This window comes from Rhizobium sp. P44RR-XXIV (assembly GCF_001999485.2).
In the GTDB taxonomy this organism is placed as follows: Bacteria; Pseudomonadota; Alphaproteobacteria; order Rhizobiales; family Rhizobiaceae; genus Rhizobium.
This window is the reverse complement of sequence record NZ_MPVZ02000023.1, coordinates 208,513-227,769: the sequence shown is the minus strand read 5'-3', so window position 1 is coordinate 227,769 and position 19,257 is coordinate 208,513. Positions and strand designations below refer to the sequence as shown.

The following is a 19,257-nucleotide window of genomic DNA, read 5'->3' as shown; positions in this document are numbered from 1 at the left end:
GAACCAAGTCAACACTCATACTGTAAAAATTCTGACATTTTTCTAAGTTGTTGATAAGAAAGAGATATTTGATGGAATGGTAAAAATCCTGGGAAATTCACCCCGTTCAAACCCCATTCCAGGATTCATTTTACGCCTTTCGGGCAAAACGTCCAGCAGCGGGCTTTCAGAGAGGCGGATTCACGCCTCCGAAGGGCCATCGAGCGGCCCTCGGCCCGACAAACCTCACATTGCCAGTCCTCCAGCCAGCACCTAATAGAAATCAAGCTATAGAAGGAGCGGAGAATGTTGGTCTTCGACGAGGAGCAGACACGCGCGGTGCTAGTCTGGCCTATGGATAGGTGCGGAGCCGGCAGGCGTGACATATAAGGTGCCACCATTGCCGGAACTGCCGGTCTCGCATGTACTCACCGATATAGGCGCGGCTCTTGCCGGGCATGGGCGCGCCGTGCTCTCCGCGCCACCCGGCGCCGGCAAGACGACCTTGGTGCCTCTCCATCTCCTGGGTCAGGCATGGCGCGGCGATGACAAGATCATCGTTCTGGAGCCGCGGCGGCTCGCAGCAAGGGCGGCGGCGGCCCGTATGGCGTCCTTGCTCAACGAACAGATCGGCGACACCGTCGGCTACCGCATGCGACTAGACAATCGCATCTCCGCCAGGACCCGCATCGAGGTGGTGACGGAAGGCGTGTTCGCGCGGATGATCCTCGACGACCCCGAACTCCCCGGCGTCTCCACGGTCATCTTCGACGAATTCCATGAGCGCTCGCTGGATGCGGATTTCGGTCTAGCGCTGGCGCTCGACGTGCAATCGGCGCTGCGCGAGGACCTGCGCATCCTTGTCATGTCGGCGACGCTCGACGTGGAGCGTGTCGCAGCCCTGCTTGGGCATCCACCTGTAATAGAGAGCATGGGCCGCAGTTTCCCGATCGACATCCGTCATCAGGATCGGCCGGCCGGCGAGCGGATCGAGGATACGGTGACACGGGCAATCCTCGATGCGCATGCCAGCGAACAGGGCTCCATCCTCGCCTTCCTGCCGGGACAGGCGGAAATCACCCGCACCGCCGAACGGCTTGAGGGCCGGTTCGGCCCCGCGACGATGATCGCGCCGCTCGTACGGCAATCTCAGCCAGAAGGAACAGGACGCGGCAATCCGGCCGGCGCTGGCGGGTACCCGCAAGATCGTGCTGGCAACCTCGATCGCCGAGACATCGATCACCATTGATGGCGTGCGTATCGTTATCGATAGTGGTCTGCAGCGGTTACCCGTCTTCGAGGCCTCGACCGGCATTACGCGGCTGGAAACAGTGCGCGTGTCGCGCGCTTCGGCCGATCAGCGGGCCGGGCGCGCGGGGCGAACCGAGCCGGGCATTGCCATTCGTCTCTGGCATCCCGGCCAGACGGCGGCATTGCCTGCCTTCACGCCACCGCAAATCCTCTCCAGCGATCTCTCCGGCCTGGCGCTCGATCTCGCGCATTGGGGCGTACAGGATCCGACGACCCTCGCCTTCGCCGACCAACCGCCAGTCACAACTCTTGCCGAGGCGCGATCGCTGTTGCGTCAGCTGGGGGCGCTCGATGCGGAAAACGGGCTGACGGCACGCGGCCGGCTGATGCGGGAGCTGGCACTGCCGCCGCGGCTGGCCGCGATGGTGATCTCGGCCGCCGAGTTTGGCCAGGCACGTGAAGCGGCGTTGCTGGCCGTATTGCTGACGGAACAGGGGCTCGGCGGGCAGAGCATCGATCTCGAAGAGCGGCTGCGGCGCTTCAAGACGGAGAAGGGCGAACGCGCCGAGGCCGCACGCCGGCTGGCCGGAGAGCTCGCCTCGGCGGCCGGCGGCAGCGGAACCGCGGCCTCCGCACCGCCTGCTCTGGCGGGCTCGTTGTTGCTGCATGCCTTTCCGGACCGGATCGCCCTGCAGCGCGGCGACCGCGGACGCTTCGTCATGGCGAATGGGCGCGGTGCGGAACTGCCGGAAACGGAGCGCCTTGCCGGATCGCCGATGCTCGTTATCGCCGATCTGACCGCGGCGCGCGGCACAGGCACGCATCCTGGCAGCCGCAGAGATTTCGCGAGGGGATGTCGAGGAACATCTGCCGGGCGAGATCCGCACCGAGGATCAGAGTTTCTTCGACAAAGCCAGCCGGCAGGTGCGGGCACGGCGCGCCACGCGGCTCGGCGCCATCATCTTTGAGGAAACGCCGCTACCGCGCCCCTCCGGCGAACAGGCGGCAAAGGCGCTGGCCGAAGGAATTCGCGAGCTCGGGATCAGCGTGCTGCCCTTTTCCAAGGAGGCGGCGCAATTGCGGGCGCGGATAGGCTTTCTATACCGCACGATCGGCGAGCCGTGGCCCGACATGAGCGACGAGGCCTTGCTCGCACGGCTCGACGACTGGTTCACGCCGTTCCAGACCGAGGCGCGCGGCCTTTCCGACATTGCATCGGGCGGCCTTTCGAATGGTCTGATGTCGCTGGTGCCGCATGAGCTGCAACGGGATCTCGCCCGGATGGCGCCGACGCATTTCGAAGCGCCGACCGGCCAGCGCCATCCCATACAATATGATGGCGAGGAGCCGCTATTGACCATTCGGGTTCAGGAGTTGTTCGGCCTGAAGCAGCATCCGACCATCGGCGGCGGCAAACTGCCGCTGGTGCTGGAATTGACATCGCCGGCGCACCGGCCGATCCAGACGACGCGCGACCTGCCCCGCTTCTGGGCCGGATCCTGGAGAGATGTGCGCGCCGACATGCGCGGGCGTTATCCAAGGCACCCCTGGCCGGAAGCCCCGGCGGATGCGCCGCCGACGACACGCGTCAAACCAAGGGGGACCTGAAGATGGCACGCTTCTTCAGAGGACTGGAAAAACTCTCCGAGGCCGAGCTCAAGGCTCAGGATGGCCATCTCAGCAGCCGGCGGCTGAGGCTGCAGACGCTGGTGCGCCTGCGCTGGCTTGCCGTTGGCGGCCAGACGGTGACCGTCATGATCGTCGCCTTCTGGCTGAAGTTCCCGATGCCGCTAATGCCGTGCTGCGTGCTGATTGCCTGCCTCGCCTGGATCAACTTCTTCCTGACCCTGCGCTTTCCGCCGACGCACCGGCTGGAGCCGCCGGCGGCCTTCGCGCTGCTCAGTGTCGATCTTCTGCAGCTTTGCGGGCTGCTGCTGATCACCGGCGGCCTAGCCAATCCCTTCTCGATCCTGGTCTGCGTGCCCGTCATCATTTCCTTCGCCTCGCAGCCGATCCGCTACAGCATGACGCTGATAGGGCTGGCGATGATCTGCATTACCGGCCTTGCCTTCTCGCCCTTCCCGCTGCCCTGGTATGACGGTGTCGCCACCAGCGTGCACAGCGTGATGCAGCTGGGCGTATGGTGCTCCATCGCTTCCACCATGGCGTTTGCGGCTTTCTATGCCTATCGCGTCTCCATGGAGGCCTCGCAGCTTGCCGATGCCCTTTCGGCGACGGAGCTGGTGCTGCAGCGGGAAAAGCACCTCTCCCAGCTCGACGGGCTGGCGGCGGCGGCAGCACATGAGCTCGGCACACCGCTTGCGACCATCAGCGTCGTCGCCAAGGAGATGGAGCGCGAACTCAAGGAGGACGACCGGTTCCGCGAGGATGTGGCGCTGCTGCGCAGCCAAAGCGAACGCTGCCGCGATATTCTGCGGCGGCTGACGACGCTCTCCTCGGAAGACGAGGCGCATATGCGGCGGCTGACGCTGTCGTCGATGATGGAAGAGGTCATTGCGCCGCATCGCGAATTCGGGATCGCTCTGGAACTGATAGAGAGAAGCCCACGAGCCGGCGAGCCGGTGCTCAACCGCAATGCCGGCATCATGTATGGGCTCGGCAACCTGATCGAGAATGCCATCGATTATGCCCGCAAGACGGTGACCGTCACCGTGGAATATACCACCGATACGCTGACGATCGTCATCGAGGACGACGGCAACGGTTATTCGCCTGAGATACTGATGCGGATCGGGGAACCCTATGTGACCACACGGCAGCGAGACGACACCGCTGGCGGTCTTGGGCTCGGCCTCTTCATCGCCAAGACCCTGCTCGAGCGCTCCGGCGCCGCTCTCTCCTTCGGAAACCGCGATCCGGAAACACCGGGAGCCCGCGTCCGCGTCGAATGGCCGCGCATGTTGATCGACAGTAATTCGACAAAATGATTTTCACGGCTTAAAACAACGGCTGTCAAAATTGGTAGAATATGCAGGCGGATGATCGCCGGGATAGAAGATAGAATGACGGATAAAGAGCTTGCAGCCCCGTATGCCGGGGACAAGGACGCCGCTGCCCATATCGGCGCGGATGCGACATTGCTGATCGTCGATGACGACGGCCCGTTCCTGCGCCGCCTGGCGCGCGCGATGGAGACCCGGGGCTTCGTGGTCGAGACGGCGGAATCAGTGGCGGAAGGCGTTGCCAAGACCAAGGCCAACCCGCCGCAATATGCGGTCGTCGACCTTCGCCTCGGCGACGGCAACGGCCTGGATGTCATCGAAGCCATCAGGCAGAAGCGCGACGACACGCATATCGTCGTCTTGACCGGATACGGAAACATCGCCACGGCCGTCACCGCCGTGAAGCTCGGCGCGCTCGACTATCTGGCCAAACCCGCGGACGCCGATGACGTCTATGCGGCGCTAACGCAGCGCCCCGGCGAAAAGGCGGAAGTGCCCGAGAATCCGATGTCGGCCGACCGCGTGCGGTGGGAGCATATCCAGCGCGTCTATGAAATGTGCGAGCGCAATGTCTCCGAGACGGCGCGGCGCCTCAACATGCATCGCCGCACGCTGCAGCGCATCCTTGCCAAGCGCGCGCCGAAATAGAGCATTTCCTGGAAAAGTGTGCAGCGGTTTTCCGTCCGGAATTGCGCTGGCCGGAATTGCGCTGGAAAGTGACCTATTCCGGCGCGAAGGACTTGCCCGTCGCCCATTCCGCCAACAACAGGCGCTGGGCAGCCGCGCGGGAGAAATTCAACGTCACCGACTTGCGGGTTGCCGGCGCCAGACGATGCTCCGGCGCCTCGCGGATCATGTGGGCGCCGTAGCCGTCCGACAGAAACAGCCCGCATTCCTCCGGAAAGATATCCAACGGCACATCCTTATGCGTGGCGAAGAAAAGCCGATCGCAATGCTGCCGATAGTCGGGCCATTTGCGGTCGACGCGAAAATCCTCGATCGATGTCTTGATCTCGATGATCCAGATCTCGCCCTTTTCCGAGAGGGTGATGAGGTCGGCCCTGCGACCGCTGGCCAGCGGCAACTCAGGCAAGATGGCATAGCGCATCTCGTGCAGTAATAGTTGCATGCCTTTGCGTACAAGCATGGCACGTTCCGACTGCCGGCCATCTATTAACGGATTATTATTGTAAACGTTCAAAATCGTCATGAATTGCCTCGGGGACAGGCAAGCATTGTTGCAAAAAAACCATGTCCCTCTAATTTGCGCGCCGGCGCTATTTTTGTAGCCCCGCAGCAGCTTGCAAAGTTTAGTTTAATGGAAAATAAACCGTAGACAAAGATGATCAATAGTCATCCTTCCCCTGCCACGAAATTTCAAGAGTCTTCCATGCGCATCCGTAATGCTATGACCGCACTCGGCCTTGTCGCAATGCTCGCGTCGGCTGGCTATGCCACCACTGCCGCAGCCGCGCCGTCCGCAACCGCAAACTCCGCCGCCGACACCATCAAGACCTTCGATGGCGACTACGGCATGACGAGCGACAACGGCTTCGAGCTGCCGGCGATCCCGATCCAGAAGGTGAAGCCGCAGTTCCGCCGCCAGATCGTTGCTTACAAGTCCGACGAGGCTGAAGGCACCATCATCGTCAACACGCGCGAACGCCACCTCTATTACATTCTCGGCAATGGCGAAGCGATGCGCTACGGCATCGGCGTCGGCAAGCAGGGCTTCTCCTGGTCCGGCACCGCCTACGTCGCCTGGAAGCAGGAATGGCCGAACTGGCATCCGCCGAAGGAAATGGCGGTCCGCCGTCCGGAAATCGCCAAATATGTCGATGGCGGCATGAACCCGGGGCTTTCGAACCCGCTCGGCGCGCGCGCCATGTATCTCTACAATGAAAAGGGCCAGGATACGCTGTTCCGCCTGCACGGCACGCCGGAATGGGCTTCGATCGGCACCGCTGCTTCCTCGGGCTGCATCCGCCTGATCAACCAGGACGTCATCGATCTCTACAGCCGCGTCCTGCCGGGCCGCAGCACCAAGGTCGTCGTTATCCAGTAGTTATTACTGGTATCCAGATTGAAAAAGGCCGGGTTCGCGATGAACCCGGCCTTTTTGTTTTGGGGAATTGCGGTCGATGCTATGCCGCCTCACTCGCCCTTCGAGGCTTCGCCTTCCGCTGCGCGCCTCAGGATGAGGACTGATCTTTTCCCTTGCCGCAAGACTCTCTCCACCTCATCCTGAGGTGCCTTGCCGTCAAAGCGTCAGCGCAGACGACAAGGCCTCGAAGGATCGAGGTGGCCTCTGACCGAGGGAAGGACCTATCTCGCCTGCTTCGCCTTCAGCTCGATACGGCGGCGGTGCAGGACCGGCTCCGTATAGCCATTCGGCTGCTCGCGGCCCTTGAGCACGAGATCGAGCGCTGCCTGGAAGGCGATGGAGCCATCGAAATTGCCTGACATGGCGACGTAGAGCGGATCGGAAGCGTTCTGCTGGTCGACGACGGCGGCCATGCGCTTCATGGTTTCGATGATCTGTGCTTCGGTGATGACCTTGTGGTGCAGCCAGTTGGCCATGTGCTGCGCCGAGATGCGCAGCGTGGCGCGGTCTTCCATGAGGCCGACATTGTTGATGTCGGGCACCTTGGAGCAGCCGACGCCCTGATCGACCCAGCGGATGACATAGCCGAGAATGCCCTGGCTGTTGTTGTCGATCTCGCGCTGGATTTCCTCCGGCGTCCAGTTCGGCCTGGAGGCAACGGGCACGGACAGGATATCGGAAAGCTTGGCGCGAGCGCGGCTCTTCAGGCTCTTCTGCACGTCGGCGACATTGACGCGGTGATAGTGGGTGGCGTGCAGCGTCGCCGCAGTCGGCGACGGGACCCAGGCGGTATTGGCGCCAGCCTTCGGATGGGCAATCTTCTGCTCCAACATGGCCGCCATCAGATCCGGCATGGCCCACATGCCCTTGCCGATCTGGGCATGGCCGGAGAGACCGCATTCCAGGCCGATATCGACATTCCAGTTCTCATAGGCGGCGATCCATGCGGCCTGCTTCATATCACCCTTGCGGATCACCGGGCCGGCTTCCATCGACGTATGGATTTCATCGCCGGTGCGATCGAGGAAGCCAGTGTTGATGAAGACGACGCGCTCGCCAGCGGCGCGGATGGCTTCCTTGAGGTTGACCGTGGTGCGGCGCTCCTCGTCCATGATGCCCATCTTGATGGTGTTGCGTGGCATGCCGAGCACATCCTCGACACGCGAGAAGATCTCGGCCGCAAACGCGACTTCTTCCGGCCCGTGCATCTTCGGCTTGACGACATACATCGAGCCGGTGCGGGAATTCTTGCGGCAACCGCTCGGGCCGATATCGTAGAGCGCGATCAGGGCGGTGATCGCGGCATCCATGATGCCTTCCGGCACTTCGTTGCCGTCACGGTCGAGGATGGCCGGATTGGTCATGAGGTGGCCGACATTGCGCACCAGCATCAGCGAGCGGCAATGCAGATCGAAACTGCCGCCATCCGGAGCCGTATAGGCGATATCGGGATTAAGCCGGCGGGTGAAAGTCTTGCCGCCCTTGGCGACCTCCTCGGTGAGGTCGCCCTTCATCAGGCCGAGCCAGTTGCGATAGACTTCGGCCTTGTCCTCGGCATCGACGGCAGCGATGGAATCTTCGCAATCCATGATCGTGGTGATCGCCGATTCCAGGCGAACATCGGAAATCCCGGCCGGATCGGTCTTGCCGATCTCGGTGGTGGCGTCGATGACGATTTCGATATGAATGCCGTTCTGCTTCAGCAGGATATGCGAGGGAGTGCTGGCATCGCCGAGATAACCGGCAAAATGGCTGGCATCCGCCAGAGCTGCCGCGCCGTCCCTAGTCGCGATTGCCAAAGCTCCGCCCTTGACGGCAAGACCGGTGACATCCTTCCAGCTTGCGACGGCAAGCGGTACGGTCGAATCGAGGAAATCACGCACCCAGGCGATGACCTTTTCGCCACGCTTGGGATTGTAGCCCCTGCCCTTCTCGGCTCCGTCGGTCTCAGGAATGGCGTCGGTGCCGTAAAGCGCATCGTAGAGCGAACCCCAGCGGGCGTTGGCGGCATTAAGGGCATAGCGCGCATTCATGACGGGAACGACGAGCTGCGGGCCGGCAATCTCGGAAATCTCCGGATCGACATTGGCGGTCGAGATTGAAAATGCCGGACCTTCGGGCACGATATAGCCGATCTCGCGAAGGAAGGCTTCGTAGGCGGCGAGATCGACCGGCGCGCCGTTCTTGCGGTACCAGTCGTCAATCGCAACCTGCATCCGGTCGCGCTTGGCGAGCAGATCGCGGTTCTTCGGGGCTAGATCGTGGACGATTCCTGAGAAACCGGCGAAGAAGGTGTCGGCATCGATGCCGGAGCCCGGAAGCGCCTCCTTGACGAGGAAATCATACAGGACCGGTTCGATCTGCAGACCGTTCTTCTCAATGCGGCTCATGCCAAATACTCCTCACGGCCGTTTAACGGCTCAATTTTCACATGCTGCCACTTTGCGCACCGTTTCGCTTCTGTCAATTTTGCAATAATTCGAAAGTTTTATGCACTGAGGGAAACAATCAATCCGCGGCGATCCGGGGGCGGCCGCTGGCGGTGGCGATGAAACGCGCTTCGATCAACTTGCGATTGCCCTCGACCTCAGGCGCATCGACCTGCTCATCCACCGCGACGACGAGATCCACGGCACCGCTGAGCCGCGCCCGCGTCATTGCCGCCTCAATAGCGCGCGTTCGCGCATCGGCGAAACTCTTGTTCTCATCTATGAACCGCAGGTTTTCGCCGGAACCGCTCAGAATATAGATACCATCCTCCGGCATGGTGACGACGACGGTGGCGCTGGCCCTTACCTGGCCGACAACGGCACCGACGGCATTGGCGACATCCGCGTCGGCGGGAATGGCGCTTTCGGTCGTCAGCATCGTGGCGATTGCGGGATAGTAGACGGGCGCCGAAGCGCCAAGCCCGACGAGAGGGCGATCGAGCGAAACGGCGAAGCGGGCGATGCCGGGCACGCGACGCAGAGCGCGATCGATCGGGATGGACCTGGCTGGATCCAGATCGGCAACACCATCCTCGGCAAGGCAGGCGGCGAGAATGACTTCGGCCGACTGGCGTGTGAGGCGATCGACGATCTTTTGAGCGAGGTCTTCGACGGACGTGGCTATGGGGCGCCCGGAGCCATCCTTCAGCCGCATCGCCAGCGCCAGACCAAGCCGCGCTGCCTCAGCATTCCACTGATTCTGCCGACCGAGTACATGCATGGCATCCGAAGGCGTGAGCCCGCTCAGGTGCACCAGGCCCCGCGCCACCAGCCGATCCAGCGTCGCCTTCTGCGAGGTCATCGTCAGCAGCTTGTCCAGCGCCACGGGAACTGGACCAATCCTGTCGAACAGGGCCTGCTCGGGCGCGGTAAGCCCACTCGCCAGATGATCCGGCAAGCCGGTGCGCAGCGCGAAGCGGCCGGCATTGCGGGTAAGGTGCGATGCGCGCAATTGCTGCTCCAGCACGTCAAGCACGGCCGGCCCATGCGCATGAGCCGCAAGGCTCAGTGGCAGCAGGCGGCGCGGCCCGAGCTCGAAACTCACGACGAGGCCGCGATCGTTGATCTTCACCTCGGAATCGCCGCCAAGGCCATAGGTGCGCATCGCAACAGCCTCGACCATCGTGCGGTAGCCGCCGACAACGGCGCCGTCCGCATCCAGTCTCGGTCGACCGGCATCCATGACGGCGACATCGGTCGTCGTGCCGCCGATATCGGACACCACGGCGTCGTCGAGCCCGGTCAGATGGCGTGCGCCGACCAGGCTCGCGGCCGGGCCGGAGAGAATGGTCTCGATCGGTCGCAGCTTTGCTTCTGCAGCGGAAATCAAAGCTCCGTCGCCACGCACCACCATCATCGGCGCCGCAATGCCGCGCGCCGCGAGAAAACCTTCGCAAGCGCCGACCAGACGATCGATCATCGATACGAGGCGGGCATTGAGCAGCGTCGTCAGGGCGCGACGCGGCCCGCCCAGCTTGGAGGAGAGCTCATGGCTGCAGGTCACAGGCAGATGCGAGATTTCGCGGATGCAGTCGCGCACCTTGATTTCGTGAGCCGGATTCCGCACGGCGAAATAGCCGGCGACAGCAAAGGAGGAAACCGACTTCGCCAATTCCGGCAAGGCTTCTTCCAGCGCCGCCAGATCGAGCGGGTTTTCATTGCCGTGAACGTTATGGCCGCCCGGCACGAACAGCACCGGATCGGACCCAAGCGCTTCCGCCAGGCCATCGCGCTTCATATCATCAGGACCGAAGCCGATCATGATCAGCCCGGCGCGGCCGCCCTGCCCTTCCACCAGCGCGTTGGTGGCCAAGGTCGTCGACAGCGACACCAGGCCGATGGCCGAAACCGGCACGCCTGCCTCGGCAATGACGGCATCGACGGCGCCGGCGATGCCGACGGCCAGATCATGCCGAGTGGTGAGCGATTTCGCCTTGGCGATCACGCCATCGGTTTCATGGAAGAGAACGGCATCGGTGTAGGTTCCACCCGTGTCGATGCCGAGCAGGAAATGAGACGTCACGAAAATATCCAGCTCTTGAAGGGAATGTGATGCCGTTATTGCACCCTTCCGGCCTGAGCCGCTAGCTGGCAAGCGGCAAAAACAGTCTTAGCGACGTGTTACCCGCATCGGCAATCCGCCGCGCGGCTGGGTCGTCAGCTTCTGCACCGGCCAGGGATCGGTCTCCTCAGTCGGGTCGAAGCGGAAGCGGCGCATCATCACGGCAAGGGCGATGACGGCTTCCTGAAGAGCGAAGGTGGCGCCGATGCAGACGCGGGGACCGGCGCCGAAGGGCAGATACTGGAAACGGTTGATCTTGCCGCGGTTCTCGGGAAGAAAGCGCTCGGGCATGAAGGCGCGCGGTTTTTCCCAATAGAGCTCGTGGCGATGCAGCGTCCAGGGCATGATCAGGACGGTGATCCCCTTTTCTATCGTCACGCGCTCGCCCTTGGGGCTCGTCCATTCGTCATCGGCAATCGCAGCACGGTTGATCGAGGGCGCCGGCGGATAGAGGCGCATCGCTTCTTCGAAGGCGGCACGGACATTCGGCATCAGGTCAAGCCAGGCAACCGGCTCGGCATCCGTCGCCAGTACCCGGTCGATTTCCTCTTCCATGGCCTGACGCGTATGCGGACTGTTGGCAACGCAATAGAGCGTCCAGGCGAGTGCACGCGCCGTCGTCTCGTGACCGGCGCCGATGAAGGTGAGGATATTGTCCTCGATCTCCTCCATCGTCAGCCCGTCGGGGCCGGCCTTTTCCAGAAGCAGCGTCAGGAAATCGTCGGGCGCGCTGGCACGGTCCCGGCGCATCTTGTCGAGCCGCTGCTCCATGGTGTTGCGGACGATGCCGCGAAATTTGTCAAGCATCTTCTGGCCGCCGATGCGGGTAATGCGCGGCACCCAGGCGGGAGCGCGCAGCAGGTCCATGGGATCGACGCGCCCCATGCGATGCAGCAGATCGTTGACGTCATCGGCAAAATGCTCGCTTTCGGTGACGATCTCGCCGGAAAACAGTGTCTCGGCCAGTATGGCGAAGGTGAGCTCGGTCATATCGGCGGCGACGTCGAACGTGGCGCCCATATCGCCGACGGCTTCGTATTTACTCACATATTCCAGGCTCTGACTCAGCATCTGGCCGGCAAAGCCCTGGGCGTGGCGCGGCGTGAATACTGGTGCGACCGCCTTGCGCGAGCGCTTCCAGACCGGCCCTTCGGCGGTCAGCAGCCCGTCGCGCAGGATCGGCCGGAGCACCAGCTGGCGGATATCGGCCATGCGATAGTTGGCTGCGTTATCGACCAGAATATACTTGATCAGGCCGGGATCGTTGACGATTAGCGTCCGCTCGTTGAAGAACTTGGTCTTGATCCAGGGCAACGTGTAGGAAGGCTGGCCCCATAATTCGAGCGGATTGCGCAGGATCGTCCGGATGATCGTCAATCGTGACGGCGGCACGGTGCGCGGGATCGGCGCCGGCGGAGAGAAGGCTTCCGGGATCATGTCCATCAGATCAATTCTCCTCGAAAGCCGGGCTCCTGTTTGGTCTTCAGCGGCTCCACGCACCCGATATGGTGAGCGCTGCCCGCAAAACCTATAGCAACGACTTCAGGTCACTGAGCTTCTCATTGATAAGCCAGCCATAGTAATTTTCTTCCGGCCACACAGGCTGCCCGGCTCCCCGGTTCTTTGTGGCCAGGGCTGCGGCCCGCTTGCGGGTGTTACCGAGATTATAGAGCGTCGCGGTAATGCCGGGATTGCCCGAAATATCCATGCCAGCGATCGAGCGGTAGTCGTCGATCGACTTGCGGATCGACGCCGCCACGAAGGCGAGCGACAGATCCGGGTCCATGATGGCCTTGTAGACGCCGCCCGCATCCTTCTCGTTGAGCTTCGGAATGCCCGAGGTGCTGCTGACCAGATCGGACAGCTCGAGCGCCGTCAGCGGATTGACCTGGCCGAGGCCGAAGGTTTGGCCGGCATAGAAAGGCTGGAAGAACACGGCGCTGAAGCGATTGTCGGGATAGGATTTCCCGCCGACCGTCTTGCCGCGGAAATCATCTTCCCAGACATCGTCGCGGCAGGTCCAGAGGCTGTAGGAATCCCGCTTGCTCTTGCAGACGTCAAATTGCGGCCGGGCGATAAAATCATCAACATTTTCGCCATCATAGGCAAAACGGAAGCTCTGGCCGGCATAGGAGGCAGCCTTGACGTAGTAGGACTGCAGGCCGTCATAGGCATCGACATTGTAGGTGTGCTCGCCGACAAGCGCGCCGATGATATGGATCGGATCGATGCCATAGGCCCGCGCCGTCGATTTGATCTTCGACATCAGTTTGGTGTCAGTCGCCAGGAGCTCGCGCACCTTCTGGTACTTGCGGTCGAAGGTCGAATTCGTACCTCGAGTGCGGCGAACGGAGGCGCCGGGAACCGGTGGCTGCTCGGCATTGCGGTTACCGGGTGGCACCGCAGTCGCGGCCTCCGCATAGGCGGGGATCCAGGAGAGGCTGACGACCGCCAGGAGTAGTGTGATCAGTATACGTCGCAAGATGGCTGTCCTGTCGAAGTTTCAACCGATGTTTCCGTGCCGCTGCCTGACGGATAAACTTGGCCGAATAAAGCCATCCGAACAAAGAAACGGGCCCTTAACTAAAAAGTTAACGGCCCGCTGTCGAGTGTTTACTGTTCTAAATCGCCTTTACCGGCCTGCTACAGAATGAAGCGGGACAGATCGGTGTTGTTGGCGAGATCGCCGACATGCTCGCGGACATAGGCGGCATCGATGGTCACCGAGACGCCGGCGCGGTCCGAAGCATTGTAGGAGATTTCATCCAGCACCCGCTCCATGACCGTCTGCAGACGGCGTGCGCCGATATTCTCGACGGTGGAATTCAGGTGCACGGCAACATCGGCGAGTGCGTCGATGGCGTCGTCGGTGAAATCAAGCTTCAGGTCTTCCGTTTCCATCAGCGCCTTGTACTGACGGATGAGGCTTGCTTCCGGCTCGGTCAGGATGCGGCGGAAGTCTTCCTTGGTCAGCGGCTTCAGCTCGACGCGGATCGGCAGACGGCCCTGCAATTCCGGCAGAAGATCCGAAGGCTTCGAGACATGGAAGGCGCCCGACGCGATGAAGAGGATATGATCCGTCTTGACCGGGCCATACTTCGTCGAGACCGTCGTGCCTTCGACCAGCGGCAGCAGGTCGCGCTGCACGCCTTCGCGGGAGACGCCGGCGCCCATGCCGCCGTCGCGCGCCGTGATCTTGTCGATCTCGTCGAGGAAGACGATGCCGTCATTCTCGGCCGATTGCACAGCTTCGCGCTGGATCGCCTCGTTGTCGATCAGCTTGTCGGATTCGTCGCGAACGAGTTCCTTGTAGGAATCCTTGACCGTGGTGCGTACCTTCTTGGTGCGACCGCCCATGGCCTTGCCGAACATTTCCGACAGGTTGAGCACGCCGATATTGGCGCCGGGCATGCCGGGGATTTCGAAACCGCCGGGCATGCCGGAGCCGGTATCGGCAACTTCGATGTCGATTTCCTTGTCGTCGAGCTGGCCGTCACGCAGCTTCTTGCGGAAGCTGTCGCGCGTTGCCGGCGATGCTGTCGCGCCAACAAGCGCATCGAGCACACGCTCTTCGGCACTCATATGCGCCTTGGCCTGCACCTCGGCGCGCTTCTTTTCGCGCACCAAGCCGATGCCGACTTCGACGAGATCGCGGACGATCTGCTCGACGTCACGGCCGACATAGCCGACCTCGGTGAACTTGGTGGCTTCGACCTTGATGAAGGGCGCGCCGGCCAGCTTGGCGAGGCGACGGGAGATTTCCGTCTTGCCGACGCCAGTCGGGCCGATCATCAGGATGTTCTTGGGCATGACTTCATCACGTAGATCGGGCTCGAGCTGCTGGCGGCGCCAGCGGTTGCGCAGGGCGATCGCTACAGCGCGCTTGGCCTCATGCTGGCCGACAATATAGCGATCGAGCTCGGAAACGATCTCGCGGGGAGAAAAAGTGGTCATTTCGCGTGTTTCCCTATCAGGGCTAGGAACAATCAAGAAAGGAAATTAGGCTTCGGCGTCGAGCGTTTCCACGACCACATTGTGGTTGGTGTAGACGCAGATGTCGGCAGCGATATCGAGGGCGCGGCGGGCGACATCCTCGGCGGATTTGTCGCTATCCATCAGCGCCAGAGAGGCGGCGAGCGCAAAATTGCCGCCGGAGCCGATGGCGAGCGCGCCATGTTCCGGCTCGAGCACATCGCCGTTGCCGGTGATGGCGAGCGTAACGCTCTTGTCGGCCACCAGCATCATGGCTTCGAGATTGCGCAGATATTTGTCTGTCCGCCAGTCCTTGGCGAGCTCGACGGCTGCGCGCATCAACTGGCCGGGATATTGTTCGAGCTTCTTTTCAAGGCGCTCAAGCAGCGTGAAGGCATCGGCGGTCGCACCGGCAAAACCGGCGATGACATCGCCCTTGCCGATGCGGCGAACCTTGCGCGCATTGCCCTTCATCACGGTCTGGCCAAGGCTCACCTGGCCATCACCAGCCATCACGACCTTGCCGTTCTTGCGAATAGTCACGATTGTCGTCATTTAACACCTGTTTGCCCCCGTTCCGGCGGGCTTTCTGCCGGGCCGCGTTTCGGCCCCGTCAGCACCTATGTAAGAGTGCTTTTGACGATTGCAAATGGCAGCCAGACCGGATCGATGCAGACGAGCCGGCTAAAGACGCGGGGACGCGCGTAACTTCTGGATATTTCTCGATACGCCTGATAAGGAACCCCCGTATTCCGATGGAGCAGCCCATGGCAGAGACCGCAGCGAGCCGCACGGCAAGCGTTTCCCGCAAGACCAACGAGACTTCCGTCTCCGTTTCCGTCAACATCGACGGCAGCGGCAAGTCGACGATTTCGACCGGTGTCGGCTTCTTCGACCATATGCTGGAACAGCTTTCGCGACATTCGCTGATCGACATGGAGATCGACACCAAGGGCGACTTGCATGTCGACGATCACCACGCCGTCGAGGATACCGGCATCGCCATCGGCCAGGCCATTGCCAAGGCGCTCGGCGACCGCCGTGGCATCACGCGCTATGCCTCGATCGACCTTGCCATGGACGAGACGATGACCAAGGCGGCCGTCGACCTCTCGGGCCGGCCGTTCCTCGTCTGGAACGTCAGTTTCAGCGCGCCGAAGATCGGCACCTTCGATACCGAACTGGTGCGCGAATTCTTCCAGGCACTGGCCCAGAATGCCGGCATCACGCTTCATATCCTCAACCATTATGGCGCCAACAATCACCATATAGCCGAGACATGCTTCAAGGCCGTTGCGCGCGCATTGCGCACCGCAACCGAGATCGATCCGCGGCAGGCAGGCCGGGTGCCTTCGACGAAAGGCACGCTCGCCTGAGCCCCAACTTGGGGAATTGAGGAAATGGCAAGCTATCTGATTTTGACTCCGCCAGGGGCGCCGAACCGATCCAAAGTATCGGATCGGTATCGCGACGGAACTCGATTCATCCGCGACGGTTTTTCCTGGAAAGCCTTTGTGTTTCCGGCCTTGTGGATGCTTTATCACCGCCTCTGGCTCCACGCGGTGGCCGCAATCCTCTTGCAGGGCATTGCGCTGGAACTGATGCGTCAACCGGGCTTTTCCGCGGCCGGCGCAGCCATCCTGCTTGCAGTCCATCTTCTGGCGGCGCTCGAAGGCCGTCATGCGCTCAGCCAGCGGCTGATCGACCGTGGTTGGAAAATGGAAAACCTTGTCTCGGCGTATGATCTGGCGACGGCAGAGGAAATTCATTTTTCCGAGATCGAGCAGGAGCCGCAGCGCGATATCCATTCGAAGGATTGGGATATCTCAGCCAACAACACCAATTCCAGCCGCCGCTCCGGCCCGAATTTCGGCCTGCCCGGCTATGACGGAGGACGCTGACCATGCGCGTCGCAATTATCGACTACGGTTCCGGCAATCTGCGCTCGGCCACCAAGGCTTTCGAGCGTGCTGCCCGCGAAGCCGGCATCGATGCTGAAATCGACCTCACCGATGACGCCGAGCGGGTCGCCACCGCAGACCGCATCGTGCTGCCCGGTGTCGGCGCCTATGCCGATTGCCGCCGCGGGCTCGATGCCGTTTCCGGCATGGCGGAAGCCGTGATCGATGTCGTGGAACACAAGGGCCGCCCCTTCCTCGGCATCTGCGTCGGCATGCAGCTGATGTCCTCGCGCGGGCTGGAAAAGACGATCACGCAAGGTTTTGGCTGGATCAAGGGTGACGTCAAGGAAATGACGCCCAGCGACCCCGGCCTGAAGATCCCGCAGATCGGCTGGAACACGCTGGATATCCGGCATCCGCATGCGCTCTTCGACGGCATACCCACAGGCGCGGACGGGCTGCACGCCTATTTCGTCCATTCCTATCATCTGGCCGCGGATCACAGCGAAGACGTTATCGCGACGACGAGCTATGGTGGCCCGATGACCGCCTTCGTCGGCCGCGACAACATCGCCGGCGCGCAGTTCCATCCGGAAAAGAGCCAGAAACTCGGCCTTGCCCTGATTGCCAATTTTCTGCGCTGGAAGCCGTAAGGCTCGCGCTCCAAGGACCGAAAACATGATACTTTTCCCCGCTATCGACCTCAAAGACGGCCAATGCGTGCGCCTGAAGCTCGGCGACATGGAGCAGGCGACCGTCTACAACCCCGACCCCAGCGCGCAGGCGAAAGCCTTTGAAGACCAGGGCTTCGAGTGGCTGCATGTGGTCGATCTCAACGGCGCCTTTGCCGGCGAAACCGTGAACGGTGCTGCCGTCGACGCCATCCTCAAGGCGACGAAGAACCCGGTGCAGCTCGGCGGCGGCATCCGCACGCTCGACCATATCGAAAACTGGCTGTCGCGCGGGCTCACCCGCGTCATCCTCGGCACGGTCGCGGTGCGCGATCCGGCCCTGGTGATCGAAGCCTGCCGGAAATTTCCGGGCCATGTCGCCGTTGGTATCGATGCCAAGGGCGGTAAGGTGGCGGTCGAGGGCTGGGCGGAGGCTTCCGAACTCGGCGTCATCGAACTGGCCAGGAAATTCGAGGGCGCTGGCGTTGCCGCCATCATCTACACTGATATCGACCGTGACGGCATCCTCACAGGCATCAACTGGGCTTCGACGCTGGAACTTGCCGACGCCGTTTCCATTCCCGTCATCGCTTCGGGCGGGCTTGCCTCGCTCGACGATATCAAGCGCATGATCGAGCCCGACGCCCGCAAACTGGAGGGTGCGATTTCCGGCCGCGCGCTCTATGATGGCCGCATCGATCCCAAGGAAGCACTGGCGCTGATCAAGCAGGCCAGGGAGGCAGTGCAATGACCCTCAAAGCCCGCGTCATCCCCTGCCTCGACGTCAAGGACGGCCGCGTCGTCAAGGGCGTCAACTTCCTCAATCTGGTCGATGCCGGCGATCCGGTCGAAGCCGCCAAGGCCTATGACGCCGCCGGCGCCGACGAGCTCTGCTTCCTCGACATAACAGCCTCTTCCGACAATCGTGACACCATCTTCGACGTGGTGGCGCGCACGGCCGAACAATGCTTCATGCCTGTCACAGTCGGCGGCGGCGTGCGCGCTATCGCCGACATCCGCAAGCTGCTGCTCTGCGGCGCCGACAAGGTGTCGATCAATTCGGCGGCGGTGAACAATCCGGATTTCGTCACCGAGGCTGCCGACAAGTTCGGCAATCAGTGCATCGTCGTCTCGATTGATGCCAAACGGCGGCGGACCGAAGCGCTCGGCGGCGACAATATGAGCGCCTGGGAGATCTATACCCATGGCGGCCGCAATGCGACCGGCATCGATGCCGTCGATTTCGCCCGCCGGATGGTCGAGCGCGGCGCCGGCGAACTGCTCGTCACCTCCATGGACCGCGACGGCACCAAGGTTGGCTACGATCTGGAGCTGACGCGGGCGATCGCGGATGCCGTGCGCGTGCCTGTCATCGCGTCGGGCGGCGTCGGTGATCTCGACGATCTCGTCGCCGGCGTGAAAGAAGGCCATGCGACGGCGGTCCTTGCCGCCTCGATCTTCCACTTCGGCACCTATTCGGTAGGCGAAGCAAAGCGCTACATGGCAGAGCGCGGCATTCCCATGCGGCTTGATTAGGAGGCAGCGAACCAATGAGCGGATTTACCCTTTCCGACCTCGAACGCATCGTCGAGGAACGCTCCAAGGCATCGCCCGAGGAATCCTGGACCGCCAGGCTATGCGCCGCCGGCCAGCCAAAGGCGGCAAAGAAGCTGGGCGAGGAAGCGATCGAAGCCGTGATGGCTGCGGTTACCAACGATCACGACAACCTCACCTATGAGGCTGCGGACTTGCTTTATCATCTTATGGTCGTATTGAAGATTGCAGGCATTCCGTTGCAGAATGTCATGGGTGAGCTCGAAAGGCGAACCGTCCAATCCGGCCTTCAGGAGAAGGCAAGCCGGTAG

General features: G+C 62.0%; 16 protein-coding genes and 1 pseudogene. 10 read left to right on the top strand and 7 right to left on the bottom strand.

Annotation, left to right across the window (positions count from 1 at the left end; genetic code table 11):
• Positions 1 to 370 precede the first annotated feature (370 nt).
• From hrpB to BSK43_RS03860, 3 genes and pseudogenes are all read left to right on the top strand, one after another.
• Positions 371 to 2,838: pseudogene (hrpB, locus tag BSK43_RS03870) on the top strand (ATP-dependent helicase HrpB).
• A gap of 2 nt (positions 2,839 to 2,840) precedes the next feature.
• A complete protein-coding gene (locus BSK43_RS03865; protein ID WP_136686714.1) occupies positions 2,841 to 4,178 on the top strand; it encodes an ActS/PrrB/RegB family redox-sensitive histidine kinase in 1,338 nt (445 codons plus the stop codon).
• A gap of 75 nt (positions 4,179 to 4,253) precedes the next feature.
• Positions 4,254 to 4,841 (top strand): ActR/PrrA/RegA family redox response regulator transcription factor, encoded by a 588-nt coding sequence (locus tag BSK43_RS03860; protein WP_077470376.1) that lies wholly within the window; start codon positions 4,254 to 4,256, stop codon positions 4,839 to 4,841.
• Positions 4,842 to 4,914: 73 nt separating this feature from the next.
• Here BSK43_RS03860 and BSK43_RS03855 read toward each other — a convergent pair whose 3' ends face one another.
• On the bottom strand, positions 4,915 to 5,403 hold the full coding sequence (locus BSK43_RS03855) for an MmcB family DNA repair protein (RefSeq protein ID WP_077470377.1): 489 nt from the start codon (positions 5,401 to 5,403) through the stop codon (positions 4,915 to 4,917).
• A gap of 180 nt (positions 5,404 to 5,583) precedes the next feature.
• Between BSK43_RS03855 and BSK43_RS03850 the strand changes: the two genes are divergently transcribed.
• Entirely contained in the window at positions 5,584 to 6,258 is a 675-nt protein-coding gene (locus tag BSK43_RS03850) for a L,D-transpeptidase (protein WP_077470378.1), read from the top strand.
• Positions 6,259 to 6,518: 260 nt separating this feature from the next.
• Here the strand turns inward: BSK43_RS03850 and BSK43_RS03845 are convergent, their stop codons facing one another.
• From BSK43_RS03845 to hslV, 6 genes are all read right to left on the bottom strand, one after another.
• Positions 6,519 to 8,687 (bottom strand): malate synthase G, encoded by a 2,169-nt coding sequence (locus tag BSK43_RS03845; protein WP_136686712.1) that lies wholly within the window; start codon positions 8,685 to 8,687, stop codon positions 6,519 to 6,521.
• A 118-nt stretch (positions 8,688 to 8,805) separates the two neighbouring features.
• Positions 8,806 to 10,809: a hydantoinase/oxoprolinase family protein gene (locus BSK43_RS03840; protein ID WP_077470379.1), complete on the bottom strand. Its 2,004-nt coding sequence runs from the start codon at positions 10,807 to 10,809 to the stop codon at positions 8,806 to 8,808.
• An 87-nt stretch (positions 10,810 to 10,896) separates the two neighbouring features.
• On the bottom strand, positions 10,897 to 12,291 hold the full coding sequence (locus BSK43_RS03835) for a cytochrome P450 (RefSeq protein WP_077470380.1): 1,395 nt from the start codon (positions 12,289 to 12,291) through the stop codon (positions 10,897 to 10,899).
• An 85-nt stretch (positions 12,292 to 12,376) separates the two neighbouring features.
• Positions 12,377 to 13,330 carry a DUF1402 family protein gene (locus BSK43_RS03830; protein WP_077470381.1) on the bottom strand — a complete coding sequence of 318 codons (954 nt, stop codon included), beginning with the start codon at positions 13,328 to 13,330 and terminating at the stop codon, positions 12,377 to 12,379.
• Between the two features lie 161 nt (positions 13,331 to 13,491).
• Positions 13,492 to 14,802, bottom strand: a complete 1,311-nt coding sequence (gene hslU, locus BSK43_RS03825; protein ID WP_136686710.1) for an ATP-dependent protease ATPase subunit HslU — start codon at positions 14,800 to 14,802, stop codon at positions 13,492 to 13,494.
• 45 nt (positions 14,803 to 14,847) lie between these two features.
• Positions 14,848 to 15,375 (bottom strand): ATP-dependent protease subunit HslV, encoded by a 528-nt coding sequence (gene hslV / locus BSK43_RS03820; RefSeq protein ID WP_077470382.1) that lies wholly within the window; start codon positions 15,373 to 15,375, stop codon positions 14,848 to 14,850.
• Between the two features lie 212 nt (positions 15,376 to 15,587).
• Here hslV and hisB point away from each other — a divergent pair, with 212 nt between their 5' ends.
• From hisB to BSK43_RS03790, 6 genes are read left to right on the top strand one after another with little or no spacing between them, the layout of a single operon-like run.
• Positions 15,588 to 16,196 (top strand): imidazoleglycerol-phosphate dehydratase HisB, encoded by a 609-nt coding sequence (hisB, locus tag BSK43_RS03815; protein ID WP_015338215.1) that lies wholly within the window; start codon positions 15,588 to 15,590, stop codon positions 16,194 to 16,196.
• 24 nt (positions 16,197 to 16,220) lie between these two features.
• Positions 16,221 to 16,721 carry a DUF2628 domain-containing protein gene (locus BSK43_RS03810; protein WP_077470383.1) on the top strand — a complete coding sequence of 167 codons (501 nt, stop codon included), beginning with the start codon at positions 16,221 to 16,223 and terminating at the stop codon, positions 16,719 to 16,721.
• A 2-nt stretch (positions 16,722 to 16,723) separates the two neighbouring features.
• Entirely contained in the window at positions 16,724 to 17,374 is a 651-nt protein-coding gene (gene hisH, locus BSK43_RS03805) for an imidazole glycerol phosphate synthase subunit HisH (RefSeq protein WP_077470384.1), read from the top strand.
• A 25-nt stretch (positions 17,375 to 17,399) separates the two neighbouring features.
• A complete protein-coding gene (gene hisA, locus BSK43_RS03800) occupies positions 17,400 to 18,143 on the top strand; it encodes a 1-(5-phosphoribosyl)-5-[(5-phosphoribosylamino)methylideneamino]imidazole-4-carboxamide isomerase (RefSeq protein WP_077470385.1) in 744 nt (247 codons plus the stop codon).
• Positions 18,140 to 18,928 carry an imidazole glycerol phosphate synthase subunit HisF gene (gene hisF, locus BSK43_RS03795; RefSeq protein WP_077470386.1) on the top strand — a complete coding sequence of 263 codons (789 nt, stop codon included), beginning with the start codon at positions 18,140 to 18,142 and terminating at the stop codon, positions 18,926 to 18,928. Before hisA ends, hisF begins: the two co-directional genes overlap by 4 nt.
• 14 nt (positions 18,929 to 18,942) lie before the next feature.
• Positions 18,943 to 19,257, top strand: coding sequence for a phosphoribosyl-ATP diphosphatase (locus BSK43_RS03790; protein ID WP_077470387.1), 315 nt, complete (start codon positions 18,943 to 18,945; stop codon positions 19,255 to 19,257).

Coding starts and splice junctions, on each gene's coding strand:
- BSK43_RS03855 (WP_077470377.1), bottom strand. CDS start 5,403: ATGACGATTTTGAACGTTTACAATAATAATCCGTTAATAGATGGCCGG.
- BSK43_RS03835 (WP_077470380.1), bottom strand. CDS start 12,291: ATGGACATGATCCCGGAAGCCTTCTCTCCGCCGGCGCCGATCCCGCGC.
- hslV (WP_077470382.1), bottom strand. CDS start 15,375: ATGACGACAATCGTGACTATTCGCAAGAACGGCAAGGTCGTGATGGCT.
- BSK43_RS03845 (WP_136686712.1), bottom strand. CDS start 8,687: ATGAGCCGCATTGAGAAGAACGGTCTGCAGATCGAACCGGTCCTGTAT.
- BSK43_RS03810 (WP_077470383.1), top strand. CDS start 16,221: ATGGCAAGCTATCTGATTTTGACTCCGCCAGGGGCGCCGAACCGATCC.
- hisA (WP_077470385.1), top strand. CDS start 17,400: ATGATACTTTTCCCCGCTATCGACCTCAAAGACGGCCAATGCGTGCGC.
- hisB (WP_015338215.1), top strand. CDS start 15,588: ATGGCAGAGACCGCAGCGAGCCGCACGGCAAGCGTTTCCCGCAAGACC.
- BSK43_RS03865 (WP_136686714.1), top strand. CDS start 2,841: ATGGCACGCTTCTTCAGAGGACTGGAAAAACTCTCCGAGGCCGAGCTC.
- hisH (WP_077470384.1), top strand. CDS start 16,724: ATGCGCGTCGCAATTATCGACTACGGTTCCGGCAATCTGCGCTCGGCC.
- BSK43_RS03790 (WP_077470387.1), top strand. CDS start 18,943: ATGAGCGGATTTACCCTTTCCGACCTCGAACGCATCGTCGAGGAACGC.
- BSK43_RS03860 (WP_077470376.1), top strand. CDS start 4,254: ATGACGGATAAAGAGCTTGCAGCCCCGTATGCCGGGGACAAGGACGCC.
- BSK43_RS03850 (WP_077470378.1), top strand. CDS start 5,584: ATGCGCATCCGTAATGCTATGACCGCACTCGGCCTTGTCGCAATGCTC.
- hisF (WP_077470386.1), top strand. CDS start 18,140: ATGACCCTCAAAGCCCGCGTCATCCCCTGCCTCGACGTCAAGGACGGC.
- hslU (WP_136686710.1), bottom strand. CDS start 14,802: ATGACCACTTTTTCTCCCCGCGAGATCGTTTCCGAGCTCGATCGCTAT.